Origin of the sequence: Lysinibacillus sp. PWR01, from assembly GCF_043359455.1 — a bacterium.
In the GTDB taxonomy this organism is placed as follows: Bacteria; Bacillota; Bacilli; order Bacillales_A; family Planococcaceae; genus Lysinibacillus; species Lysinibacillus fusiformis_F.
Genome location: NZ_JBHERJ010000047.1, coordinates 163,193 through 184,794, shown reverse-complemented (window position 1 = coordinate 184,794; position 21,602 = coordinate 163,193). Strand labels below are relative to the sequence as shown.

The window sequence follows — 21,602 nt, the reverse complement described above, 5'->3', positions numbered from 1 at the left end:
ACGCATGATGAGAATTCAAGAAAAAAATTCGCTCCCACACTGCGGGCGCTCTTCAAGTTTAACAGAGATTTTACCATCTGTTGTTTCTTGCTTGGCTCACTGTCCCGCAGAAGTGTCGCGAATTATTTATATCTATCTTATCAAATTTATACGAAAGCCTCTATCAAAAGCATTGGCTTCCAATTATGACCAACCTTCTAGCAGGTCATTAGTTTTTACGGAAAAATTCGTTAAGGTGATCAATGACTTCTTCTTTTTTCCATTCAAATGTTTCACCCGTTTGACGGAATTTCACCTCTATAATACCCTCTGTTGCTTTTTTACCGACAGTTACTCGAACAGGTAAACCAATTAAATCAGCGTCCGCGAATTTTACACCTGCACGTTCAGGACGATCATCTAATAGCACATCATAACGGTATGATTTTAATAAGCCATAAAGCTCCTCTGCTAATGCCACTTGCGCCTCATCTTTTGTGTTAACTGGCACAACATGAATATCATATGGCGCTAATTGTGTTGGCCATGTAAAGCCATTGTCATCTTGGAAGTGCTCAGCTACAGCAGCTAGAATACGAGATACACCAATACCATAGCAACCCATAATAAATGGTTGAGCCTTTCCTTGCTCATCTAAGAAAGTACCATTCATTTTAGCAGAATATGTAGTACCTAATTTGAAAATATGACCAACCTCGATACCTTCTGCAAATTTAATGATACCTTGTCCATCAGGAGAAGGATCTCCCTCTTGAATAAAACGAATATCTAAATAGTCATTAACTGCAAAATCACGCTCTGGGTTAACATTGACTAAGTGGAATCCATCTTCGTTAGCACCTGCAATACCATTACGGATGGATTTAATTGCTTGGTCTGCTACTACTTTTACGTCTACTGGTAGTTTCACTGGACCAATTGAACCAACGCCACAGCCTAATAAATCTTTAATTGCTGCTTCACTAGCAAGTTCCACTGACCCTGCATCAAGTGCATTTTTCAATTTGATATCATTAATTTCATGATCCCCACGTGCTAGGACTACAACAAGCTCACCATCTACATCAAAAACTAAAGATTTGATGACATTGGCTGGCTCTACTTTTAAGAATGCTGAAACTTCTTCAATCGTTTTTTGTTCTGGTGTTGCTACTTTTTCCACTTCTTTTAAAGCTTCATCAGATGGTTGATAGTCAACGATGACTTCAGCCATTTCGATGTTTGCTGCATAGTCCGAAGTATCCGAGTATGCAATTGTATCTTCACCGATTTCAGAAAGCACCATAAATTCATGTGTACCTTTACCGCCAATTGAACCTGCATCTGCAATAACGGCGCGGTAGTTTAAGCCAAGGCGGGAGAAAATATTAGAATAAGCACGGTACATATCTTCATATGTTTCATCTAAACTTTCACGTGACGCATGGAAAGAATAAGCATCTTTCATGATAAATTCTCTTCCTCGTAGTAAGCCAAAGCGAGGACGTTTTTCATCACGGAATTTTGTTTGAATTTGATACAATGTTAACGGTAATTTTTTATATGATTTAATTTCATCACGTACTAAAGTAGTAATGACTTCTTCATGTGTTGGTCCTAATGCAAAATCACGGTCATGACGGTCTTTTAAACGCATTAATTCAGGCCCGTATTTTTCCCAGCGACCTGACTCCTGCCATAGCTCAGCAGATTGTAGGGATGGCATTAGAAGCTCAATGGAGTTGATAGCTTCCATTTCTTCACGGATAATTGTTTCAATTTTTGTTAGCACACGTTTTGCAAGCGGTAAATACGAGTATACCCCACTTGTATTTTGACGAATAAACCCTGCACGTAGTAATTGCTTATGTGATTTTACTTCAGCATCAGCAGGTACTTCACGTAACGTTGGGATAAATGTTTTACTTTGCTTCATTCAGTGTTCCACCTTTTTCAATAGATAAGTTTATACTCTCAATAGCATAAACAAATTTAGCTTTGAGCGCAATGTTTCATCGAAATTGCGCTCAAAGCTAGGAAATCAAATTTCATTTAACTGTAGATCATTTAAAAGAAGAATCGTTGTATATCGTTCCATGTAACGACCACCATTAAAATCATCAGTAGGACGATTCCTACAAAATGTACAATCCCTTCTTTTTGACGGTCAATTGGTTTACCACGTAGCGCTTCAAAACCAAAGAATAATAAACGGCCTCCGTCAAGTGCTGGTAATGGAAGTAGGTTCATAATTCCTAAGTTAATACTTAGCATTGCTGCCCAATTCATTAAGTTCATAATACCATACTGGGCAACTTGCTCTGTTGCTTTATAAATACCTACAGGACCAGAAAGTGCATCGATTGTGAACTTACCAGTAATCAGCATACCTAATAGTTCAAATATTTTCACAGTCATATTATAGGTTTCTTGTGCTCCATAGACAACCGCCTTTATTGGGTTAAACTCCCTTGGGCTTTCATAGCGCACACCTATTTGACCATATTTTTCACCGTCCTGTTGGATTTCCTTCACGGTCATATTTAAGTTCACAGATTGTCCATTTCGATCAACTGTCACGGCAATATCTTCGTTTGGATGATCTTGAACGATAGCGGCTAAATCCTGCCATTTTTCAACAGCTTGTCCGTTAATAGATGTTACTCTATCTCCTGCAAGCATCCCTGCTTGTGCAGCTGGATCATTCTCTACTACTTCCGTGATGATTGGCTCATAAGTTGGTACTCCATGGATTAATCCAATCACTAAATAAATCACAAACGCAAGAATAAAGTTAAACAAAGGACCTGCAAAGATGGTCATCGCTCGTTGGCCAACTGTTTTTGCATTAAATTGACGATCCTGTGGTGCAATGACCAGTTCGCGACCATTTTCCACAAGAACACAATCTCTAGCTACTTGATAACGAACTAAACGTTCTTCTTCATCATAGCCCTCTACAAATAACTCTTTCTCTAAATCAGCACGTTCAACTTCTAAAAATAATAAATCTGGTAACTGCTTATTATTTTGATTGAAAATAATTTTTTTAACAATATTATCCTCATTCACAATAAGCCCTATTCGGTAGCCCGGCTGTAATTCAGTGCCATCCATATCCTCGCCGGCCATACGTACGTATCCCCCGATAGGTAATAATCGAATGGTATACATTGTTTCTCCATGTGTTCTCCCATAAATTTTGGGACCCATTCCGATAGCAAATTCACGTACTAAAATGCCTGCACGTTTGGCGAATAAGAAATGTCCAAGTTCATGGAAGAAGACGAGCATGCCAAATATTAATATAAATGCAATGGCTGTTTGCATATTACCCCACCTTTAATAGCGATTAGTTAACGATACAGTGCTTTCGTTATTTTACCATGTCTAACACTATTTTTCTTGTCTCACTATCCACATGTAATATGGTTTGTAAATCTGGTATTGCAATGTTTTGGTGTGCTTGCATCACACGCTCAATCGTCTCATCAATTTCAAGGAATGTGATTTTCCCTTGTAAAAAGGCTGCAACTGCCGCTTCGTTTGCTGCATTCATCGCTGTCAAAATGGTACCACCCATACGACCAGCCTCATATGCTAAACGCAAAGCAGGGTATCGCTCAAAGTCCATCTCTTGAAAATGTAGTTGACCAATTTGCGCTAAATTTAGTCGCTGACCATTATGTAATGGTATACGATCTGGGTAGCTTAAAGCATATTGGATTGGCACACGCATATCTGGCGTACCTAGCTGAGCAATAACACTAGTATCATGATACTCAACTAGAGAGTGAATAATACTTTCTCTATGCAAAAGTACATCTATTTTATCATATGGCATATCAAATAAAACATGTGCTTCAATGACTTCTAATCCCTTATTCATCATTGTAGCGGAATCTATCGTAATTTTTGCACCCATAGACCAGTTCGGATGATTAAGTGCATCTGCGACCGTCACGTGTTTTAATTGCTCTCGCGTTTTATCACGGAAGCTACCACCAGAAGCAGTAATAATCAAACGTTCAATATTTTTCGGATTCTCGCCATTCATCGATTGGAAAATGGCAGAGTGTTCACTATCTACAGGCAAAATGGTTGCCTTGTATTTTTTCGCCTCTGCCATCACTAAATGTCCAGCAGTTACAAGGGTTTCTTTATTAGCAATAGCAATCGTTTTGCCCATACGAATGGCTGCTAATGTTGATTCAAGCCCTACACTTCCAAGCACGGCATTGACTAGTACAGTCGAATCTGGGTGTGTTGCGACCTCTACAAGTCCTTTTGCTCCAAACGTAAATTGGATATTTGGAAACTCACTAGCAAGCGTAAGTGCGTCCTCTTCTAATTGCACTGAAACTACTTCGGGCTTTAATGTTTCAATCATTTCTCGCGTTTTATCTAAGTTTTTCCCTGAAGAAAAAGCCACTAATTGAAAAGCATCACGTTGTTCTTTTAAAATATCGTAGGTTTGCCAACCGATTGAACCAGTAGCACCCAATAAACTAATTTTTTTCACAACAAATTGTCCCCTTTTTTCTATCTAAGCAAATGATTTAGCAAGCTGCCTTTTCGTATACAGATTAATTACCAAATAAATGTAGAAAATGAAGTAGTGGCACGACAAATAATAGACTATCAAAGCGATCTAAAATTCCGCCATGCCCTGGTAAAATATTGCCCGAATCTTTTACATCAAAATGACGTTTAATAGCGGACTCTACCAAATCGCCCATTTGACCAATGATTGAGGCAAAAATCGTTACAAAAACAAGTGATATATAACCATTTGCGAATGGGTAAATGAGTTGCATACCAACTGCAAAAATGACAGCAATGACAATTCCACCTATAAAACCCTCAATCGTTTTCTTTGGTGAGATTTCTGGCCATAACTTATTTTTCCCTAATTTTCTGCCTACAAAATAAGCACCGGAATCTGTTGTCCAAACCACTAATAAGCAATAAACAACATACTCTAATCCAACATTTCTTGTTTCAATTAAATAATGGAATCCTAATCCCACATAAAATGCACCTAATAAAATAAAACCAACTTCATCAAAAGTTATTTTATTTTTCACTAAAACCACGTAAATAAGAAGTAGCATCATGAGACCATAGACTACCATTAGATTAGACGAATAGCCTATTAATTCTACAACCTGTTCACTCCAGTCCTTCGGGATAACAAGTAAAATTAACGTGACCAGCCCTAAGAAGCCAGGCACAGAAAAAATGGAAATACCTTTCATTTTTAATATTTCATAAAAACCGACAATAGCCATTGCAAGCACAAGTATGGTAAACGGTACTTTGCCATAAATAACGAACGGAATAAAAAGTGCTGCTGCGATTATTGCCGTGATAATACGTTGTTTCAAGTTGTTTCTTCTCCCTTCAACCCACCGTAACGGCGATTACGTTTCTGATAGTTTTCCACCGCTTCCAGTAAGGTTTCCTCACTAAAATCTGGCCACAATGTATCTGTAAACCAAAATTCTGTATAGGCGAGCTGCCATAGCATAAAGTTACTTAATCGCACTTCACCACTTGTACGAATTAAAAGATCTGGCTCAGGTAAATGGGCCGTCATTAAATGAGATGTTAAGCAATCTTCTGTTATGTCTTGCATCGTTAATTGACCGTCCTGCACTTTCTGAAGCATCCTCTTCATGGCATTGACCATTTCAGAACGACTACCATAATTCAACGCAAAATTTAGAATAAGCCCTGTATTATGCTTCGTTTCTTCCATTGCCTCATACAACGCTTTTTGTGTATGGGCAGGTAATAAAGAGGGGTCACCAATCATTTCGACACGTACATTACGCTCCATCATCTCTGGTAAAAAAGAACCTAAAAATTCAACAGGTAGCCGCATCAGAAAATCAACCTCAGGTTTTGGTCGCTTCCAATTTTCAGTGGAAAATGCATAGACAGTTAAGACTTTAATACCTAAGTCTGACGCAAATCTCGTTACCTTACGTACCGTCTTCATTCCTTCATGATGACCAGCAACACGTGGCATAGCTCGTTTCTTCGCCCAACGTCCATTTCCGTCCATAATAATCGCTACATGGGCAGGAATCGGCTCGCTTTTAGTTAGGGCCACACGCTCCTCCAATGATAGTGTATCCATATTTATTTGTTTACCTAATAGCTTTTTAAACATGCTAACTCCCCCACTACAACTAATCGGACGTATACTAACCTATCATAACAAACAAAAGCGCCTTTTGTCTTTTTTTTCCCTCTAAATTGACTATGTATGTACTAGCTTGTTTTAGAACTATACACATATTAAAGAATGAGTTTGTTAAAAAATCGATGATTGTATCATTAATGACCTTTTCACATTTCATAAATGCTCTCTACATGAGTAAGCAATTTGGCTATGAATAATAAAGAGAAAAGACGTCCTGTTAAGTATAGGACGCCTTCATCTCATCAAAAAGTTCCATCATAGACGTGTAAAAGTATAGTTTACACCTCTAAAATTTCTTTTTCTTTATCTTTCGCTACTTGATCTACTTTCACAATGAATTCATCTGTTAATTTTTGGATATCTTCACCAAAGCCACGTAGATCGTCTTCTGTGATTTCGCCAGCTTTTTCAAGTTTTTTCAAATCATCATTTGCATCACGACGAACATTACGTACAGCAATTTTTGCGTCTTCCGCTTCTTTTTTCACTTGTTTTACTAGATCCTTACGACGCTCTTCCGTTAGAGCTGGGATCATTAAACGAATGACAGAACCATCATTTGTTGGTGTGATACCAATATCTGATTTCATAATTGCTTTTTCAATATCACCTAAAATTGATTTATCGTAAGGTGTAATTACTAATAAACGCGCTTCAGGTACAGAAATACCCCCAAGTTGGTTAATTGGTGTTGGTGCTCCATAGTAATCAACCGAAATACGATCTAATAGAGATGCATTCGCACGACCTGCACGAATAGAAGCTAGTTCACGTGAGAAAGCAGCGATTGTTTTGTTCATTTTTTCTTTTGCTTGTTCTAATACTTGTTTAGCCATTATACATTCCTCCTAACAACTGTTCCGATTTTCTCGCCTTGTACAGCACGTTTAATGTTACCCGGCTCCGTAATTGAGAAAACAATTAGCGGGATATCGTTATCCATACATAAAGTAGAAGCCGTTGAATCCATTACTTGTAAGCCTTGTTGGATAACGTCTAAGTATGTGAGTGTATCATATTTAATGGCTGTCTCATCCAATTTAGGATCTGCTGAATAAACGCCATCAACATTGTTTTTAGCCATTAAAATTGCATCAGCGTCAATTTCTGCTGCTCGTAATGCGGCAGTCGTATCAGTAGAGAAGAACGGATTACCTGTCCCTGCTGCAAAGATAACGACACGCTTTTTCTCAAGATGTCTAACTGCTTTACGACGAATGTATGGCTCCGCTACTTGAGTCATCACAATAGAAGATTGAACACGTGTTTCAATGCCTAATTTTTCAAGTGCATCTTGTAAAGCTAGGGAGTTCATTACGGTTGCCAGCATGCCCATATAGTCCGCAGCTGCACGATCCATTCCCATTTCACTACCTATTTTCCCACGCCATATATTACCGCCACCTACAACAACAGCAACTTCTACATCAAGATCTACTACTTCTTTTACTTCTTCGGCAACAGACTTGATTATTTTTGGTGATAAACCGAAGCCCGCTTCTCCAGCTAACGCTTCACCACTTAGTTTAATAACTACTCGTTTATATTGCGGTACACTCATTGTAAACCTCCGTAAGACTTTATTTAAAACATCCCTATTCCCTTTTCCATTATAGTATATCTAACAATAATTGCTAGTTGTGAATAAGGCAGAATAGAAAATTATCTTCAATTTTTCATTCACTTCGGAAAAATAGGGAACACGCTATGTTGTGTTCCCCATTTTTTTGTCTAGATAATCTAGATATTATTTGATTAGAATCAAATGCAAGCTAAATTAGTTACCTTTAACTTGGCTCATTACTTCTTCTGCAAAGTTATCTTCACGTTTTTCGATACCTTCACCAACAGCGTAACGTACAAAGCCGTTTACAGAACCACCAGTTGAAGCTACAAAATCACGTACTTTTTGATCTGAGTTTTTAACGAAAGTTTGGTCAAGTAAGCAAACATCTTCGAAATATTTGCCAAGACGACCTTCAACCATTTTTGCAACGATGTTTTCTGGTTTACCTTCGTTAAGAGCTTGTTCAGTTAATACTTTACGCTCACGTTCAACTTCTTCAGCAGAAACTTCATCGCGAGAAACATAAGTTGGGTTGATTGCTGCAATGTGCATAGCAACATCTTTAGCAGCTGCTGCATCAGTAGAACCTTCTAAAGTTACTAATACACCAATACGGCCACCCATGTGTAAGTAAGAACCGAATGCATCTGCATCAGATTTTGTTTTAATTTCGAAACGACGAAGTGTAATTTTTTCACCAATTGTTGCAATAGCAGTAGAGATTTGATCTACAATTTTCACGCCTTCAGCATTTGCAAGCTCTAAAGCAGCTTCAACTGATGCAGGTTTAGCAGCAAGTAATTGCTCTGCTAAAGATGCAACTAATACTTGGAATTTGTCGTTTTTCGCAACAAAGTCAGTTTCAGCGTTTACTTCAAGGATGATTGCTTCGTTACCTTGTTCTAAAATGTAAGTTGTACCTTCCGCAGCGATACGGTCAGCTTTTTTAGCAGCTGAAGAAAGACCTTTTTCGCGTAGGAAGTCGATAGCTGCTTCTAAGTCGCCATCTGTTTGTACTAACGCTTTTTTACAATCCATCATACCAGCGCCAGTTTTTTCACGTAATTCTTTTACTAATTGTGCAGTAATGTTTGCCATTTAGTGTTTCCTCCTCAAATTGGTTGAACATAATTTAATGATAGGTTCTAAAAAAGGTGATAAGGGTTCTGAGCCACTTATCACCTTTTTGTAAACGTGAATTACTCAGCAGCAACTTCTACAGCTGGAGCTTCTTCTTCACCTTGTTTTGACTCGATTAAAGCGTCAGCCATTTTAGCAGTTAAAAGTTTAACAGCGCGAATAGCATCATCATTAGCAGGGATTACGTAGTCGATTTCATCTGGATCACAGTTCGTATCAACAATACCTACTAGAGGGATGTTTAATTTACGAGCTTCTGCAACCGCAATACGTTCTTTACGTGGGTCAACCACGAACATTACGTCTGGAAGATCGTGCATATCACGGATACCGCCTAAGAATTTGATTAGACGTTCGTGTTCTTTTTTAAGTTGGATTACTTCTTTTTTAGGAAGAACTTCGAAAGTTCCTTCTTCTTCCATTTTTTCGATTTGTTTCATACGTGCAACACGTTTTTGAATTGTACCGAAGTTTGTAAGAGTACCACCTAACCAACGTTGGTTGATGTAGTAGTTGCCTGAACGTTCAGCTTCATCTTTGATCGCTTCTTGTGCTTGTTTTTTCGTACCAACGAAAAGAACTTTACCACCGTCTTGACCAACTTGACGCATGAAGTCATAAGCTTCCTCTAATTTTTTAACAGTTTTTTGTAAGTCGATGATGTAGATCCCGTTACGTTCAACGAAGATATATTTCTTCATTTTTGGGTTCCAACGACGAGTTTGGTGACCGAAATGTACACCAGCTTCAAGTAATTGTTTCATAGAAATTACTGACATGTGAATTTCCTCCTAATATGTTTGGTTTTTATCCTCCGCATTTATCATCTGCAACAAGCTACCCTAAGCTTAGAGCACCACTTACTACATCAAAATGCGTGTGTATTAATAACACCATTTGCAACTATATCATAGCTTTGAACGATTCGCAACAATTTAGTGATGGAATTTCAGTAAAAGCTCGATTTCTGTTTTGCCTTTTTGCAGTTGTTTCGCTATTTCCTCTGGTGATTTTCCCTGCTTTGCTAATTCTAGAACCTGCTGTTCCACTGTCAGCAATTTTTCTGGTTCTTTTTGCTCCTCCACTTTTAGAGGTGGGGCTGATTGCACCATTTTTGAACCTGTTTGTTGCTGACGTGAATAAGCATTTGCGACAATATTTTTAGGTACATAGATACGAGCATCTTTATCTAAGGCTAGAGAACTATCACTTTTCACCTCATGTACTACTGGTAAAGGCGACTGCTCCTGAGGTGCCACATATTGCTCGGTTTGCTGCATGCTACTAGCCGCTATTTCAGACTGTGAGACATTTTGTAACTCTTTAATAAGACGGTCATTTTCATCTTTCATTTCAGCTAAATACACACTAATGGTGTCGTCCATTTCCCTCATTAATCGTTCTTGCTTCTTTTCCAAATCTTTAAACTTTGCTAACTTTGTGTTTAAAATGATAAGAAAGTAAAATGAAATGAGCTGTAAAAAGAATAGCACCGCTATTAGAATGGTTGTCATTGTAAACTCCTATCCACTAAAATCCACGAAATTCCCTTTAAACGGATGTTGTGCCTGTTTTTCTTGTTGATCCTTTTTTTTCTTTTTATGAATACCTGTTAAATATTCACCGCCTGCATCTTCATCCTCACTAATTTCATCCATACATTCAGATGTATTGACAATTTTCTGTTGACGCTCAACTTCTTTTTTTAATGCTTCATTTGCATGTGCTTGTTGGGCTAATACTTGTTGCTGTGCCTGATCTGCCATTTTTCCTGCTTCAAATGTTTTTGGAATAGCAATCTGTAACTCAACACCTTTTAAACTCATTGGAATCTCTCCCTCAAGGATATTTACGCATTAATCATTTCACTCGATAATAGCTTTCGTAGCTTTAATAGCGCTTTTGAATGAATTTGTGAAATGCGTGATGTTGATAGTTCAAGCATTTCACCAATTTCAGTCAAAGTTAATTCCTCTGTGTAAAATAAACTTAGTACAAGCTGTTCTTTTTCATTGAGTTTCTGAATATTTTCAGCTAAATCATCTAATAACTCTGATTTAATGATAGCTTGCTCAGGTGTTTTTGTTGTATCATCTCGGATGACAAATGACTTGCCATCTGTTTCTTCTTGATCTTGTTGTTCATTAATAGAAAGAACATTGGAAAAAAAATGCTCCTGCACCGTCTGATAAACATCTTCAACAGGTAACTTCATATGCTCCGCAAGTTCCTCAGGTGTTACATGACGCATATATTTTTGCTCTAGCTGTTCAATTTGAGCATCTAATTTTTTGGCTTTTTCGCGTGCTGACCGCGGTAACCAGTCTTCTTTTCGTAAACCATCTATGATGGCTCCTCTTACTCTAAACGAAGCATATGTATCAAATTTTAAATCTCTGTTAATGTCAAATTTATTTAGTGCATCAAAAAGCCCTACCATCCCTAAACTCGTTAAATCGTCACGTGATACGCTTTTTGGCAAACCTGCACCAATACGTTGGACATGATAAGATACTAAAGAAATGTATTTTTTTATAAGTAAATCACCAGCATCTGGATCACGCTCATGTATCCAGCGATTCCATAGTTTTTGCTCATCGTTCAGAATTGGTTGTGTCATGAAATCCACCTCTCTAAAAAACGCTTTTTCACGCCCTTTTGCCAACGACTACTTGCGCTCTTAAAAATTATCATTTAACAGGATTTCTCGGTTATTTAAAAAAATCCACATTTAAGCTAATCTAGACGTGAGCCCTGAATAGTTAAAAGCCCGATAAGCAGTTGCCATCTTTCCTATATTATAACAAGAATCGACTATAATTTCATTTGTTTCTCTTAGTCTCTAATATATTCCTTTGTTTTTTAAAGACATAGAAAAACTGTACCCTCATTGTGTAATGACACTTGGATACAGTTTTGTATGATAAAGCTTATAGTTTATGAAGCTACTGGATTCTTTTTATATGATTTTTGAGTAGCCATACTGACGAGCAACATAACCTTAACATTGAGCAAAAGAGCGATGAACCCTACATTGACATCTTTCATCCAATGTGGAAGCAACGGAAACGAAGTGGCAATGGTCGTTTTTGACAGCGTAATATAGGCTACGGCTGCTTCACCCATTATGATACCTGCAAAGGCCCCTTGCTTTGTCACAAAATTATTTTTCATCAGACTAAATATCAGAGACGGAAACAATTGTGTCACCATACTTGCACCCATTAATCATAATGCAACAATCGTTCCACTTTGAAATGTGAAGAACAGTGCGATTAATGCAACGAAAGGTACTAAAAACTTTGCTAACTGAACAATTTGTTTTTATGTAGCAGTTGGTACAAATACACCATAAACATTTTTTGCTAGTAATGTAGCGACAGACAGTAACAGCATTGAGCCTGGAACTAATGCTGGTAGTACGCCAGCAGCTCCAATGACACCATGACCCATGGATCGAAAGCCATTTTAGATAAACGTAATAGCGATAAGTCAACTTCATCACCTTGCAAAGTCGGAATTTGAAGAATCGCAGCAAATCCAACAAGAAATACAAAGAGCAATATCAATTGATATAATGGCATAATAATTGTATTTTTGCGGAATGCTTTTTCACTTTTACCTGCATATATCGCACCAAATGCATGTGGGTACATATAAAACCCAAGCGAGGTTAGTAATACTGTAGAAATAAACCATGTCGGACTTAACCCTTCACTAGGTATGGAATGATGCTAATAGTTTGATAAGTTTCAAAGTATGTTCTCCTTTCAAATTTACAATCGACAATGATTGTCCTACTCAACTGCATTCAGTTCACCTGCAACTACGTTTCCCTTATACATAACAGCGGGGCGTCTAGATCTTCTAGCTATTGCTTCAGCTGAACAACTTGCTTCTACAAATACCATGCTTGCTTCATCACCAATGTTTGGCCAGATTCGTTTCCCCATCTGATCTAAAGGTGTTTTACCATTCGTAATAAAGCCTAGTGTTTGAGCTAATGATTGCTCGTCAATCCAGTTAAATCGCTCTGCCATACGGCTTGCTCGGTCAAGAATATCGCCATTTCCAAAAGGAGACCAAGAATCAAAAATATTATCACACCCTATAGCAATGGGCACTCCCTTTTTTCTCAATAAATCAATTGGAGGTATAGGGCCATGAATAGGCACACTCGTAATAAGCGATATATTCGATGCTACTAGCATGTCAGCTACATCTTCTGCCTCAGCTAAAGAAACCTCCCCTAACCCGTAGGCATGGCTAATGGTTACTCTTCCCTGCCAGCCTGCATCTTCTGTAAGTGCTGCTAAACGTCTCATCGTAAAAATTCCAAGATGACTTGGATCGTGTAAATGTAGATCAATACCAACATTTGCTTCCACAGCAATATCCATCATTTGCTGTAAAGATGCCTCAATATCACCTTCTATAACAGCAGGGTCGACTCCACCTACCAAATTAGCCCCTTCACGTAAAGCTGCTCTCACTAAATCTTTTGAGTTTGTACGTAGTAAACCATGCTGTGGAAAGGCTACAATCTCATGTGATAATCTTCCATCAAATGTTGTCAATGCTTGCTGTACAGCTTCTAAATAATGAAGTCCTGCTTCAGGATAAATATCAACATGGGTACGAATATGCGTTGATCCAGCATTTACTAATACTTGTAAAAGCGCCTCTGCTCTTTCTTTAGTTGTTGTTGCTAAAGTAGGTAGCAAATTTTTTTCAAAGTTGCAGCGCTCGATTCGGTTGGCTACTTGACGACAGGATCTCCAAGAGTCTCCAATCAATGTTTTATCTAAATGACAATGTTTTTCTATAAATGAGGGAAGAATTAATAAGTTTCTTGCATCTTTTTTAGGTAGTTGATCGCTTAATGGCGTACGAGCAGCAACAATAGCTGTAATAAAGCCATTATCTATTAAAATATGAACCTTTTCCGTGATGGTCTCAATGGCTACATCATCCTCATAGTGAAAACCACTTTCTAATAGCGCATTTGTAATCCAAAATGTAGAGCCCTGCATAATCCGCTTCACCTTTCCTCTATCAATTATTAAAATATTAAGAAAATTAAATTCAAAAAAATTATCAATTTAGATAGGGATGGTTTCTAATAGAAGCTAATAATACCATCCCTTATCAATAAACTTTTGCTTTAAATCGAACTATAGACAAAGTTTCCATTGAATAGAGTTGCCTTGCGTTGAGATCTTCGAGCAATCGTTTCAGCAGAGCAAGAAGCCTCCACGAACACCATATTTGCACTATCTCCCACTTTTGGCCATGTTTGCTCACCCACTTGATTGAGTGGGGTTTTTCCCCCTGTAATAAATTGAAGAGTTTGGGCTAATGAGCATTCATCCCCCCAACCTGAGCTTTTTGCCAAACGACCAGCTCGTTCTAATAAATCTCCGTTACCAAATGGGGACCAAACATCAAAGATATTGTCACACCCAATTGCAACGGGTACTCCTTTACTGTGTAATAAACCAACAGGTGGGTACTTTCTACGTAGGGGTACACTCGTCACAATCGTAATTCCTGCATCACATAAAATGTCCGCCATTTCTTCTGCCTCAGCGTGTGAAACATCTCCAAGCCCAAAGGCATGGCTAATGGCTACTTTGCCTTGTAAACCAGCTTCTTTTGTTAATTGGGCTAATCTCTTCATGGTGAAAGTACCCAATTGGTCTGGGTCATGCAAATGCAAGTCAATTCCTGCGTTTCCTTCAACAGCGAGTTCCACCATTTGTTGTAGGGAAGCCTCAATATCACCATCCACTGTAGCTGGATCGACACCTCCGACAAATCCTGCCCCACAACGTAAAGCTTCCCTTATTAAATTGGTTGCCTTTGTTCGTAATAGACCATGTTGCGGAAAGGCAACGATTTCATAAGACAACTTCCCTTCAAAAGTTTGTAAAGCTTTTTGAACCTCCTCTAAATTTTTCAAACCTACCTCAGGATATAAATCCACATGCGTACGTACATGTGTAACGCCTAACTGCACATAACGACTAAGTAATTCCTCAGCGCGTTGCTGTGTAGTTGTATGCAAGGCTGGAAGTACCTCTTTTTCAATTTCACAACGTTCGAAAATATTGTTCACAGGTGTAACTGCTCGCCATTGGTCACTCAAGAGAGTTTTATCCAAATGACAATGTTTTTCTATAAAAGAAGGCAATGCTAAGAGCTGTTTCATATCTTTTTTTGGGTAATCATCATTTAATAGGCTATTAGCAGAAACTATTTCTGCAATTTTTCCATCTTTAATGAATAGATGAAAACAAGCCGTATTCGTTTTGGTAATCGTGTCGTTTTCAAAATGATAATCCGTTTCAAGACGTACATTTGTTAACCAAAAAGTAGAGTTCATTTCAGATTTATCCTTTCCTCTTCAATAATTAAAGCTCGCCCGCAACTATTTTTCCTTTAAAGAGTACTGCCACTCTTCTTGCTCTCCTTGCTACTGCTTCTGCTGAACAAGTTGCTTCAACAAATACGACATTCGCTGCATCTCCAATATTCGGCCAAAGGAGCTGTCCTTCATTGCTTAAAGGTGTTACGCCTCCCGTAATATACTTTAGACTTTGACCAAGTGAACGTTCATCACTTAAACCAAAGCGTTCAGCTAGCGTACCCACTTTTTCTAAGCTGTCACCTATACCAAACGGTGACCAGTGATCCGTAATACTATCATCACCTAAAGAGATTTGAACACCTTTTTGATCTAATAGAGGAATAGGAATGGTATGATCCAATGGAACAGACGAGGTAATGTCAATACCATGATGTGCTAGTAACGCTGCAACTTCACTTGCTTCATTAGTAGAAACATCAGCAAGGGCCATCGCATGACTAATTGTCACTCGACCTTGCCAACCCGCCTCCTCTGTTAATGCGGCTAATCGTTTAAAGGTAAAAATACCAAGATGGCCAGGATCATGGATATGCAAATCAACATTTGCATTAGCTTCCACCGCTAATTCCATCACCGTTTGTAAAGATTTTTCAATATTTTCATCGATCGTTGCTGGGTCTACACCACCTACTAGAGACGCTCCACTTCGCAAAGCTTCCCTTACTAAAGAAATGGAATCACTACGTAATAGCCCATGTTGCGGGAAAGCAACAATCTCTAAAGCAACTTTATCTTTGTAAGCCTCTTTAGCTCTTAAGACTGCTTCTAAATTTTTCAACCCAATAAACGGATCAATATTACAATGCGTACGAACATGTGTTGAACCCGCATGTAACAGCAAATCAAGTATATTTTTTGCTCTTTCCTCTGCAACAGGCAATAAGCTAGGCAGTAGAATCTCTTCCTCTTTTAATCTTGTGATTAGACCTTCTGTTGGAATCGAAGGAGCCTTCCATGGTCCACCAAAATAGGTTTTATCAATATGAATATGCATATCTCTAAAAGAAGGGAGCATTAAATAACTATGTGCATCTCGCTTAGGTAAATCTGTTTCTAAAGGCTGATCTACACTTATAATTTGTGTTATTTTACCATTTTCGACTTGTATATTAAAAAGAGCCGTTTTTGTTTCTATAACGGCCCCATTATCGTAATGATAACCCGTTTCTAATCGTACATTTGTTAGCCAATACGCTGTTGGTATCATTAATTGAACCTCCCGAATTTTATTAAAGATTAATAGCTAGATGAACCATCTGAATGGCCCTCTCTTGATGGGGTAAAGATAGTTGATGGTAGACATAATTTTGACTAGGATTACTAGCATTAAAATAATAAACTGTAGAAATTTTAGAATAATAAATGGCACTCAAACACATAGGACATGGTTCTGTGCTTGCATACATTTCGCAACCTTCTAAATTGGTCGTTTTCAGTGCATGACAAGCTTGACGGATTGCTTGAATCTCTGCATGATTCGTCAAATCATTGGTGATTGCAACCTCATTTACACCAGAGCCAATCATCTGTCCATTTTTCACCACAATTGCACCAAAAGGAGCACCATGTTTTGTTCTTTCATTTTCCTTAGCTAAGTCAAGTGCTTGTTTCATAAAGTCATGTGATTTCATATCGTTTCCCTCCTAGAAATAGCAAATTTCTATTACCTTGTCATACATTAAAACGGGCCGTAATTGATAAAATGTGCGACGATGACTGCAGTCAAACCGATGAGAATGTGAATGGCAACCAGTGGCCAAATCCATTTCAACCAACGCACCCATGGGATACCAGCTAATGCAAGTGCTGCCATAAGTGGGCCATTTGTTGGGAAGATGATATTGCCAATGGCGTCCCCCATTGAAAAGCTAAGTACAGCTGTCTGACGTGTCACCCCTACAAGATCAGCAAGTGGTGCCATAATAGGCATCGTTAATGCTGCTTGACCACTTCCTGAAGGAACAAAAAAGTGAAGAATAAACTGTAAAAAATACATTCCTACAGCACTCAATACAGGTGGGAAATGATGAATTAAGGATGATGCATGAAATAATAATGTATCAATGACATGACCATCAGTTAACACGACAACAATTGCTCTCGCAACACCGATGATTAATGCCCCTGACAAAATACCACCTGCACCCTGCATAAATGCATTCACTGCTTTGTTTGCAGAAATTTTCCCTGCAAAAGCAATGACGATAGCTAGCAACGTAAAAATACCAGCAATTTCTGTAATATACCAACTGAACTTAATCACACCGAAAATAAGCACAACAAAATTTAGTAAGAAACAACCGAGGACAATCTTATGTGTAGTATTAAGTTGAACATTGGCTGTATCGTCTAATTTGTCGTACTTGCCAATTGGGAAAAATCCTTTTGAAGGATCACGTTTTATTTTTAAAGCATAGCGCTGAATATACCAAACAGAAACCAAATACGTAATAACAAACAACACAATACGATAGCCAATCCCTGAAAATGGCGGTAATTGAGCAATCCCCTGTGCAATCCCTACAGTAAATGGATTTAACACGGCTGTCATAAAACCAACAGATGCCCCAACCAATACAATAGCTGCCCCTGTAATAGCATCAAATCCAAGTGCGATGGCAATAGGCACCAAAATCCCAATATAGGCCAATGTTTCTTCAGCCATCCCTATTAGTGTTCCTGCTAAGGCAAAAAACAGCATAATAATTGGAATCAACCATTTTTCTTTTTTGGCGAACTTTCTCGAAGCTGTGGCAATTAACGCTTCAACTGCTCCAGTTGCTGATAATACCCCCAATGTTCCACCAATAATCAGTACAAAGAAAATAATAGGTGCTGAATCTACCATTCCTGTATGAATAGATGTAATGAGCCCCATCAAACTAATTGGTGAAGATTCAATCGTCTGATACGTATCAGGCACTACTACATTTCTGCCATCCACATCTGACCGGGTATATTCACCAGTTGGTACAATGTAAGTAATAATAGCGGCAATCACTAACATTGATAAAATAAGTACAAAAACATTTATTTCTCTTTTTTTCTTTTTTTTGTTTTGAAGATCATTTGACTGAACTGTAGTCATAACTCCACTTTCTCCCCTTTGCAGCTAAACTTTCTCTTAGTTGAAAAAATCTATCAAAATGTACAACCACGATAAATCTGGTTTTTCCTAATGAATAGATTTTATTAAGATTAATTAATAGAATAAACAGTGATCGCAATTTCATTTGCAGAAAATTTAGTCTTTTTAAGTGATAACACGTTTAACCATGTATCGTTCCTGCAACAAGCTTTCCTTGAAAAAAAACAGCTATTCGTTTTACACGTCGAGCAATTGCTTCTGCTACACAGCCAGCTTCCACTAATACCATATTGGCCTCACTACCTTGAATGGGCCACATTCTATTGCCTTCCTTGTCTAATAATGTGATACCATTCGTGATATAACCAAGTGATTGATCTAAAGAATATTCATCTAACAAGTGGAATCTATTTGTTAAGCGGCCAACGCGCTCAAGCAAATCTCCATTACCAAATGGTCTCCAAGCATCGTAAATATTGTCACTTCCCACTGCAACTCGTACCCCTTTTTCCTTCAGCAGTGGAACAGGTGGCAAGGTAACATTATGTTGTAAAGCTGTCGTTATGGAAATACTTGCTTCCACTAAGAGGTCTGCCATTTCTTCAGCTTCAGTTAATGGAATTTGTCCTAATGCAAAAGCATGACTAATATTTACACGTCCTTGCCAGCCAGCATCCATTGTAAGTGCTGCTAACCGTTTCATTGTATAAATACCTAAGTAGTCACTATCATGTAGATGAAGATCTATTTCCGCATTTGCTTCAACAGCTAGATCCATCATTTGGAATAAGGACTCTTCAATATTGCCATCGACCGATGCAGGATCAACACCACCGACAATGCCTGCCCCAAGACACAATGCATCTCGAACCATGCTCTTAGCCTTCTTTCTGACTAAACCGTGCTGTGGAAAAGCAACTACCTCATAGGAAAGCCTCCCAGAAAAATGAGTCAATGCTTGCATAACTTCTACAATATTTTCAAGTCCTACTTCAGGGTAAATATCTACATGTGTTCGAACATGAGTAGACCCATTCTGTAGTAGTTTATCTAATAAAACTATTGCCCTTTCTTCAGTAGTCATTGTCAATGCTATTAATCTATTATGTTCGAGCTTGCATTGATCAATAATGGATTCTTCCTGTTTTACAGCAACCCAAGGTCCACCTAGAAATGTTTTATCGAGATGAACATGTTTTTCAATAAAACTCGGCATGAGTAATTTCATTTTTCCGTCAATTTTTTCGATATTGCTGTCTACTGGTTGATCTGCTGATAAGATATTCACTATGATCCCTTCTTTAATATGAAGGTGACAAAGCTCGGTTGTCGTACCTACAATGACACCTCTGTCCTTTTCATAGCTTTTTTCAAGAAGCACATTCATTAACCAATACTCTTGCTGCATCACCATTCCTCCATATGTGACTTGTTTTTAGCTGTTTTTCACCCTATTCTTTTGATTGACTTCCAGGACAAGGCATTTGTTATGATAAACTACATTTTTTATATAATTTGCGGTTTTCTGATTAAAGGCTTTTCCTTTGTACAAATATGCTAACATGAAGAGTGTATATATGAATAATATAAAAAAAATTAATTTTACTTAAGTTTTTCATATACTATAAACTTCAAAGCCAAATAAAAAAAGAGTCGCTATTCACGACTCTCTCTTTTACGCATTCACTTGTTGGTCTTCTTCTCGATTCATCATCGTTCGTACTACTTGTGCAATTTCCTCAGAATTCTCATCTTGAAATTCAACCGTGGAATTAGCTGTTGGCGCTTCTTGTGTTACGCCTTCTGTTGAATCAAGTTCCTTTTCATCTAAATCATCTTCAACTGCTTCCTCATCTACCTCTGGTGTAAACAAGATGTAAGCAATTAAAAAACGTACAATAAACATTACAAAAAATACGATGATTGCTACAATAAATGAGCCAATCAGGATTCGCAGGGGCGTATATGATTCTTGAAATGTACTAAAAAAATAAATAGAAAAGGCAATTAATGCTCCCCATAGGTTGTAAAATATAGAACCAAACATTAGATTTCGCTCACTCCCTGGTTAACTGTTCGAATATGTAATATCGACGTTGCAGGATTAAATTCAATCGTTCTACCACTATTTCCACCCGTATCCTCGGCCACTAAAGGGATTCCATGTCTCTTTAATTCATTTTTGACAGCTTCTACATTGCGGGGACCGATACGCATTGTATCTTTGTCAGAAGTAAATTGAAACATCTGCGCACCCCCTGCAATTTTTGCTTTGAGTTTAAATTTTTGAACGCCTTCTAACTTTAATAAATCAACCATTGCAGCAATACCTGAATCTGCAAATTTTGCGACATTGATTGACTCAGCTCTTCCTAAGCTTGAATCTGGTAACATCACATGGATTAAACCAGCAATTTTTTTTGACTCATCATACAAAATAACACCAACACATGAACCAAGACCCGAAGTTCGAATCGTGTTAGGTAGCTTTACTACATCCATTTGTGCAATTCCCACTTTAATCACTTGTCCACTACTATTGCTTAACATCATCATGAAACCCCTAATGCTTTAAAAATCGCATCAAATGAGTCAGGATCTGGTAGTAGGAAGAAATGACCTCTCACCGTTTCAAGGTCTTCCACACCTTCTTCAAAAATGGATGTATTTATAACAATAACATTATCACTGACATGAGATAATTCTATTAAACCAATACTTATTATAGCTCCAAACATATCAACACTTAGACCTGGTACAGTCGGGTAAATTTTCAAGTTAGTAAAATCTGATAGGGCAGATAAATAGGAGCCCGATAAAATATTTCCCATTTCTTGCATAGCTGATAAACCTAACTCTGAAACAGGTCGTTTTTCAAAGTCAAATGAGTCATCGAAAATGAGTCGACGTATAAAGCGGTTTGCTTGTTCGATAGGTAAAATAAAGAACATACTCCCCTCTGCATCACCTTCAATACGAAGGTAAATGCCAACAACGACGTTTTCTGATCCGCCAGCCAACTCCATCATATCGTTAAAGGACACCATTTCTACCTTTGGAACACGCATATCTATTTTTTTCCCAAGTAAATTGGAAAGTGCTGTCGCGGCATGCGCAGCACCAATGTTTCCAATTTCCTTTAATACATCTAAATGTAGCGATGTTATTTTTTGATTAAATGTCATTA

General features: G+C 38.0%; 21 protein-coding genes and 1 pseudogene. All 22 read right to left on the bottom strand.

Annotation, left to right across the window (positions count from 1 at the left end; all coding sequences use genetic code 11):
* Window positions 1–208 precede the first annotated feature (208 nt).
* Complete coding sequence (locus ACEVFT_RS08325; protein WP_342442713.1) at window positions 209–1,915, bottom strand: proline--tRNA ligase; 1,707 nt, start codon at window positions 1,913–1,915, stop codon at window positions 209–211.
* A gap of 131 nt (window positions 1,916–2,046) precedes the next feature.
* The gene (gene rseP / locus ACEVFT_RS08320) at window positions 2,047–3,309 is read right to left on the bottom strand and encodes an RIP metalloprotease RseP (protein WP_342534087.1); all 1,263 of its coding nucleotides are present in this window, start codon (window positions 3,307–3,309) and stop codon (window positions 2,047–2,049) included.
* Between the two features lie 46 nt (window positions 3,310–3,355).
* Window positions 3,356–4,501 carry a 1-deoxy-D-xylulose-5-phosphate reductoisomerase gene (gene dxr / locus ACEVFT_RS08315; RefSeq protein WP_393949198.1) on the bottom strand — a complete coding sequence of 382 codons (1,146 nt, stop codon included), beginning with the start codon at window positions 4,499–4,501 and terminating at the stop codon, window positions 3,356–3,358.
* 64 nt (window positions 4,502–4,565) lie between these two features.
* A complete protein-coding gene (locus tag ACEVFT_RS08310) occupies window positions 4,566–5,366 on the bottom strand; it encodes a phosphatidate cytidylyltransferase (RefSeq protein ID WP_205441981.1) in 801 nt (266 codons plus the stop codon).
* A complete protein-coding gene (locus ACEVFT_RS08305) occupies window positions 5,363–6,157 on the bottom strand; it encodes an undecaprenyl pyrophosphate synthase (protein WP_205441980.1) in 795 nt (264 codons plus the stop codon). Before ACEVFT_RS08305 ends, ACEVFT_RS08310 begins: the two co-directional genes overlap by 4 nt.
* 311 nt (window positions 6,158–6,468) lie before the next feature.
* On the bottom strand, window positions 6,469–7,026 hold the full coding sequence (frr, locus tag ACEVFT_RS08300) for a ribosome recycling factor (RefSeq protein ID WP_205441979.1): 558 nt from the start codon (window positions 7,024–7,026) through the stop codon (window positions 6,469–6,471).
* On the bottom strand, window positions 7,026–7,751 hold the full coding sequence (pyrH, locus tag ACEVFT_RS08295) for a UMP kinase (RefSeq protein WP_205441977.1): 726 nt from the start codon (window positions 7,749–7,751) through the stop codon (window positions 7,026–7,028). The genes frr and pyrH overlap by 1 nt, the downstream gene beginning before the upstream one ends.
* 216 nt (window positions 7,752–7,967) lie before the next feature.
* Window positions 7,968–8,855: a translation elongation factor Ts gene (gene tsf, locus ACEVFT_RS08290; RefSeq protein WP_016994555.1), complete on the bottom strand. Its 888-nt coding sequence runs from the start codon at window positions 8,853–8,855 to the stop codon at window positions 7,968–7,970.
* 101 nt (window positions 8,856–8,956) lie between these two features.
* Window positions 8,957–9,676, bottom strand: a complete 720-nt coding sequence (gene rpsB, locus ACEVFT_RS08285) for a 30S ribosomal protein S2 (RefSeq protein WP_008180715.1) — start codon at window positions 9,674–9,676, stop codon at window positions 8,957–8,959.
* A 156-nt stretch (window positions 9,677–9,832) separates the two neighbouring features.
* A complete protein-coding gene (locus ACEVFT_RS08280; RefSeq protein WP_393949194.1) occupies window positions 9,833–10,411 on the bottom strand; it encodes a hypothetical protein in 579 nt (192 codons plus the stop codon).
* A gap of 9 nt (window positions 10,412–10,420) precedes the next feature.
* The gene (locus tag ACEVFT_RS08275; RefSeq protein ID WP_393949191.1) at window positions 10,421–10,723 is read right to left on the bottom strand and encodes an RNA polymerase subunit sigma; all 303 of its coding nucleotides are present in this window, start codon (window positions 10,721–10,723) and stop codon (window positions 10,421–10,423) included.
* 23 nt (window positions 10,724–10,746) lie between these two features.
* Window positions 10,747–11,517: a FliA/WhiG family RNA polymerase sigma factor gene (locus tag ACEVFT_RS08270; protein ID WP_205441974.1), complete on the bottom strand. Its 771-nt coding sequence runs from the start codon at window positions 11,515–11,517 to the stop codon at window positions 10,747–10,749.
* Between the two features lie 317 nt (window positions 11,518–11,834).
* Window positions 11,835–12,625: pseudogene (locus tag ACEVFT_RS08265) on the bottom strand (sodium:solute symporter family protein); the annotation flags it as partial.
* 69 nt (window positions 12,626–12,694) lie between these two features.
* Complete coding sequence (locus tag ACEVFT_RS08260; RefSeq protein WP_342534086.1) at window positions 12,695–13,930, bottom strand: amidohydrolase; 1,236 nt, start codon at window positions 13,928–13,930, stop codon at window positions 12,695–12,697.
* A 131-nt stretch (window positions 13,931–14,061) separates the two neighbouring features.
* Window positions 14,062–15,282 (bottom strand): amidohydrolase, encoded by a 1,221-nt coding sequence (locus tag ACEVFT_RS08255; protein WP_393949189.1) that lies wholly within the window; start codon window positions 15,280–15,282, stop codon window positions 14,062–14,064.
* A gap of 28 nt (window positions 15,283–15,310) precedes the next feature.
* Complete coding sequence (locus ACEVFT_RS08250) at window positions 15,311–16,534, bottom strand: amidohydrolase (protein ID WP_393949187.1); 1,224 nt, start codon at window positions 16,532–16,534, stop codon at window positions 15,311–15,313.
* Window positions 16,535–16,556: 22 nt separating this feature from the next.
* Window positions 16,557–16,958 (bottom strand): nucleoside deaminase, encoded by a 402-nt coding sequence (locus ACEVFT_RS08245; protein WP_205441968.1) that lies wholly within the window; start codon window positions 16,956–16,958, stop codon window positions 16,557–16,559.
* A gap of 47 nt (window positions 16,959–17,005) precedes the next feature.
* A complete protein-coding gene (locus ACEVFT_RS08240; RefSeq protein WP_205441967.1) occupies window positions 17,006–18,415 on the bottom strand; it encodes a YfcC family protein in 1,410 nt (469 codons plus the stop codon).
* Window positions 18,416–18,596: 181 nt separating this feature from the next.
* Entirely contained in the window at window positions 18,597–19,823 is a 1,227-nt protein-coding gene (locus tag ACEVFT_RS08235; protein ID WP_205441966.1) for an amidohydrolase, read from the bottom strand.
* Between the two features lie 267 nt (window positions 19,824–20,090).
* Window positions 20,091–20,462 carry a hypothetical protein gene (locus tag ACEVFT_RS08230; protein WP_342442703.1) on the bottom strand — a complete coding sequence of 124 codons (372 nt, stop codon included), beginning with the start codon at window positions 20,460–20,462 and terminating at the stop codon, window positions 20,091–20,093.
* A complete protein-coding gene (locus tag ACEVFT_RS08225; protein ID WP_393949184.1) occupies window positions 20,462–20,968 on the bottom strand; it encodes a chemotaxis protein CheD in 507 nt (168 codons plus the stop codon). Before ACEVFT_RS08225 ends, ACEVFT_RS08230 begins: the two co-directional genes overlap by 1 nt.
* Window positions 20,968–21,600 carry a chemotaxis protein CheC gene (locus tag ACEVFT_RS08220; protein WP_205441964.1) on the bottom strand — a complete coding sequence of 211 codons (633 nt, stop codon included), beginning with the start codon at window positions 21,598–21,600 and terminating at the stop codon, window positions 20,968–20,970. Before ACEVFT_RS08220 ends, ACEVFT_RS08225 begins: the two co-directional genes overlap by 1 nt.
* Window positions 21,601–21,602: the final 2 nt, after the last annotated feature.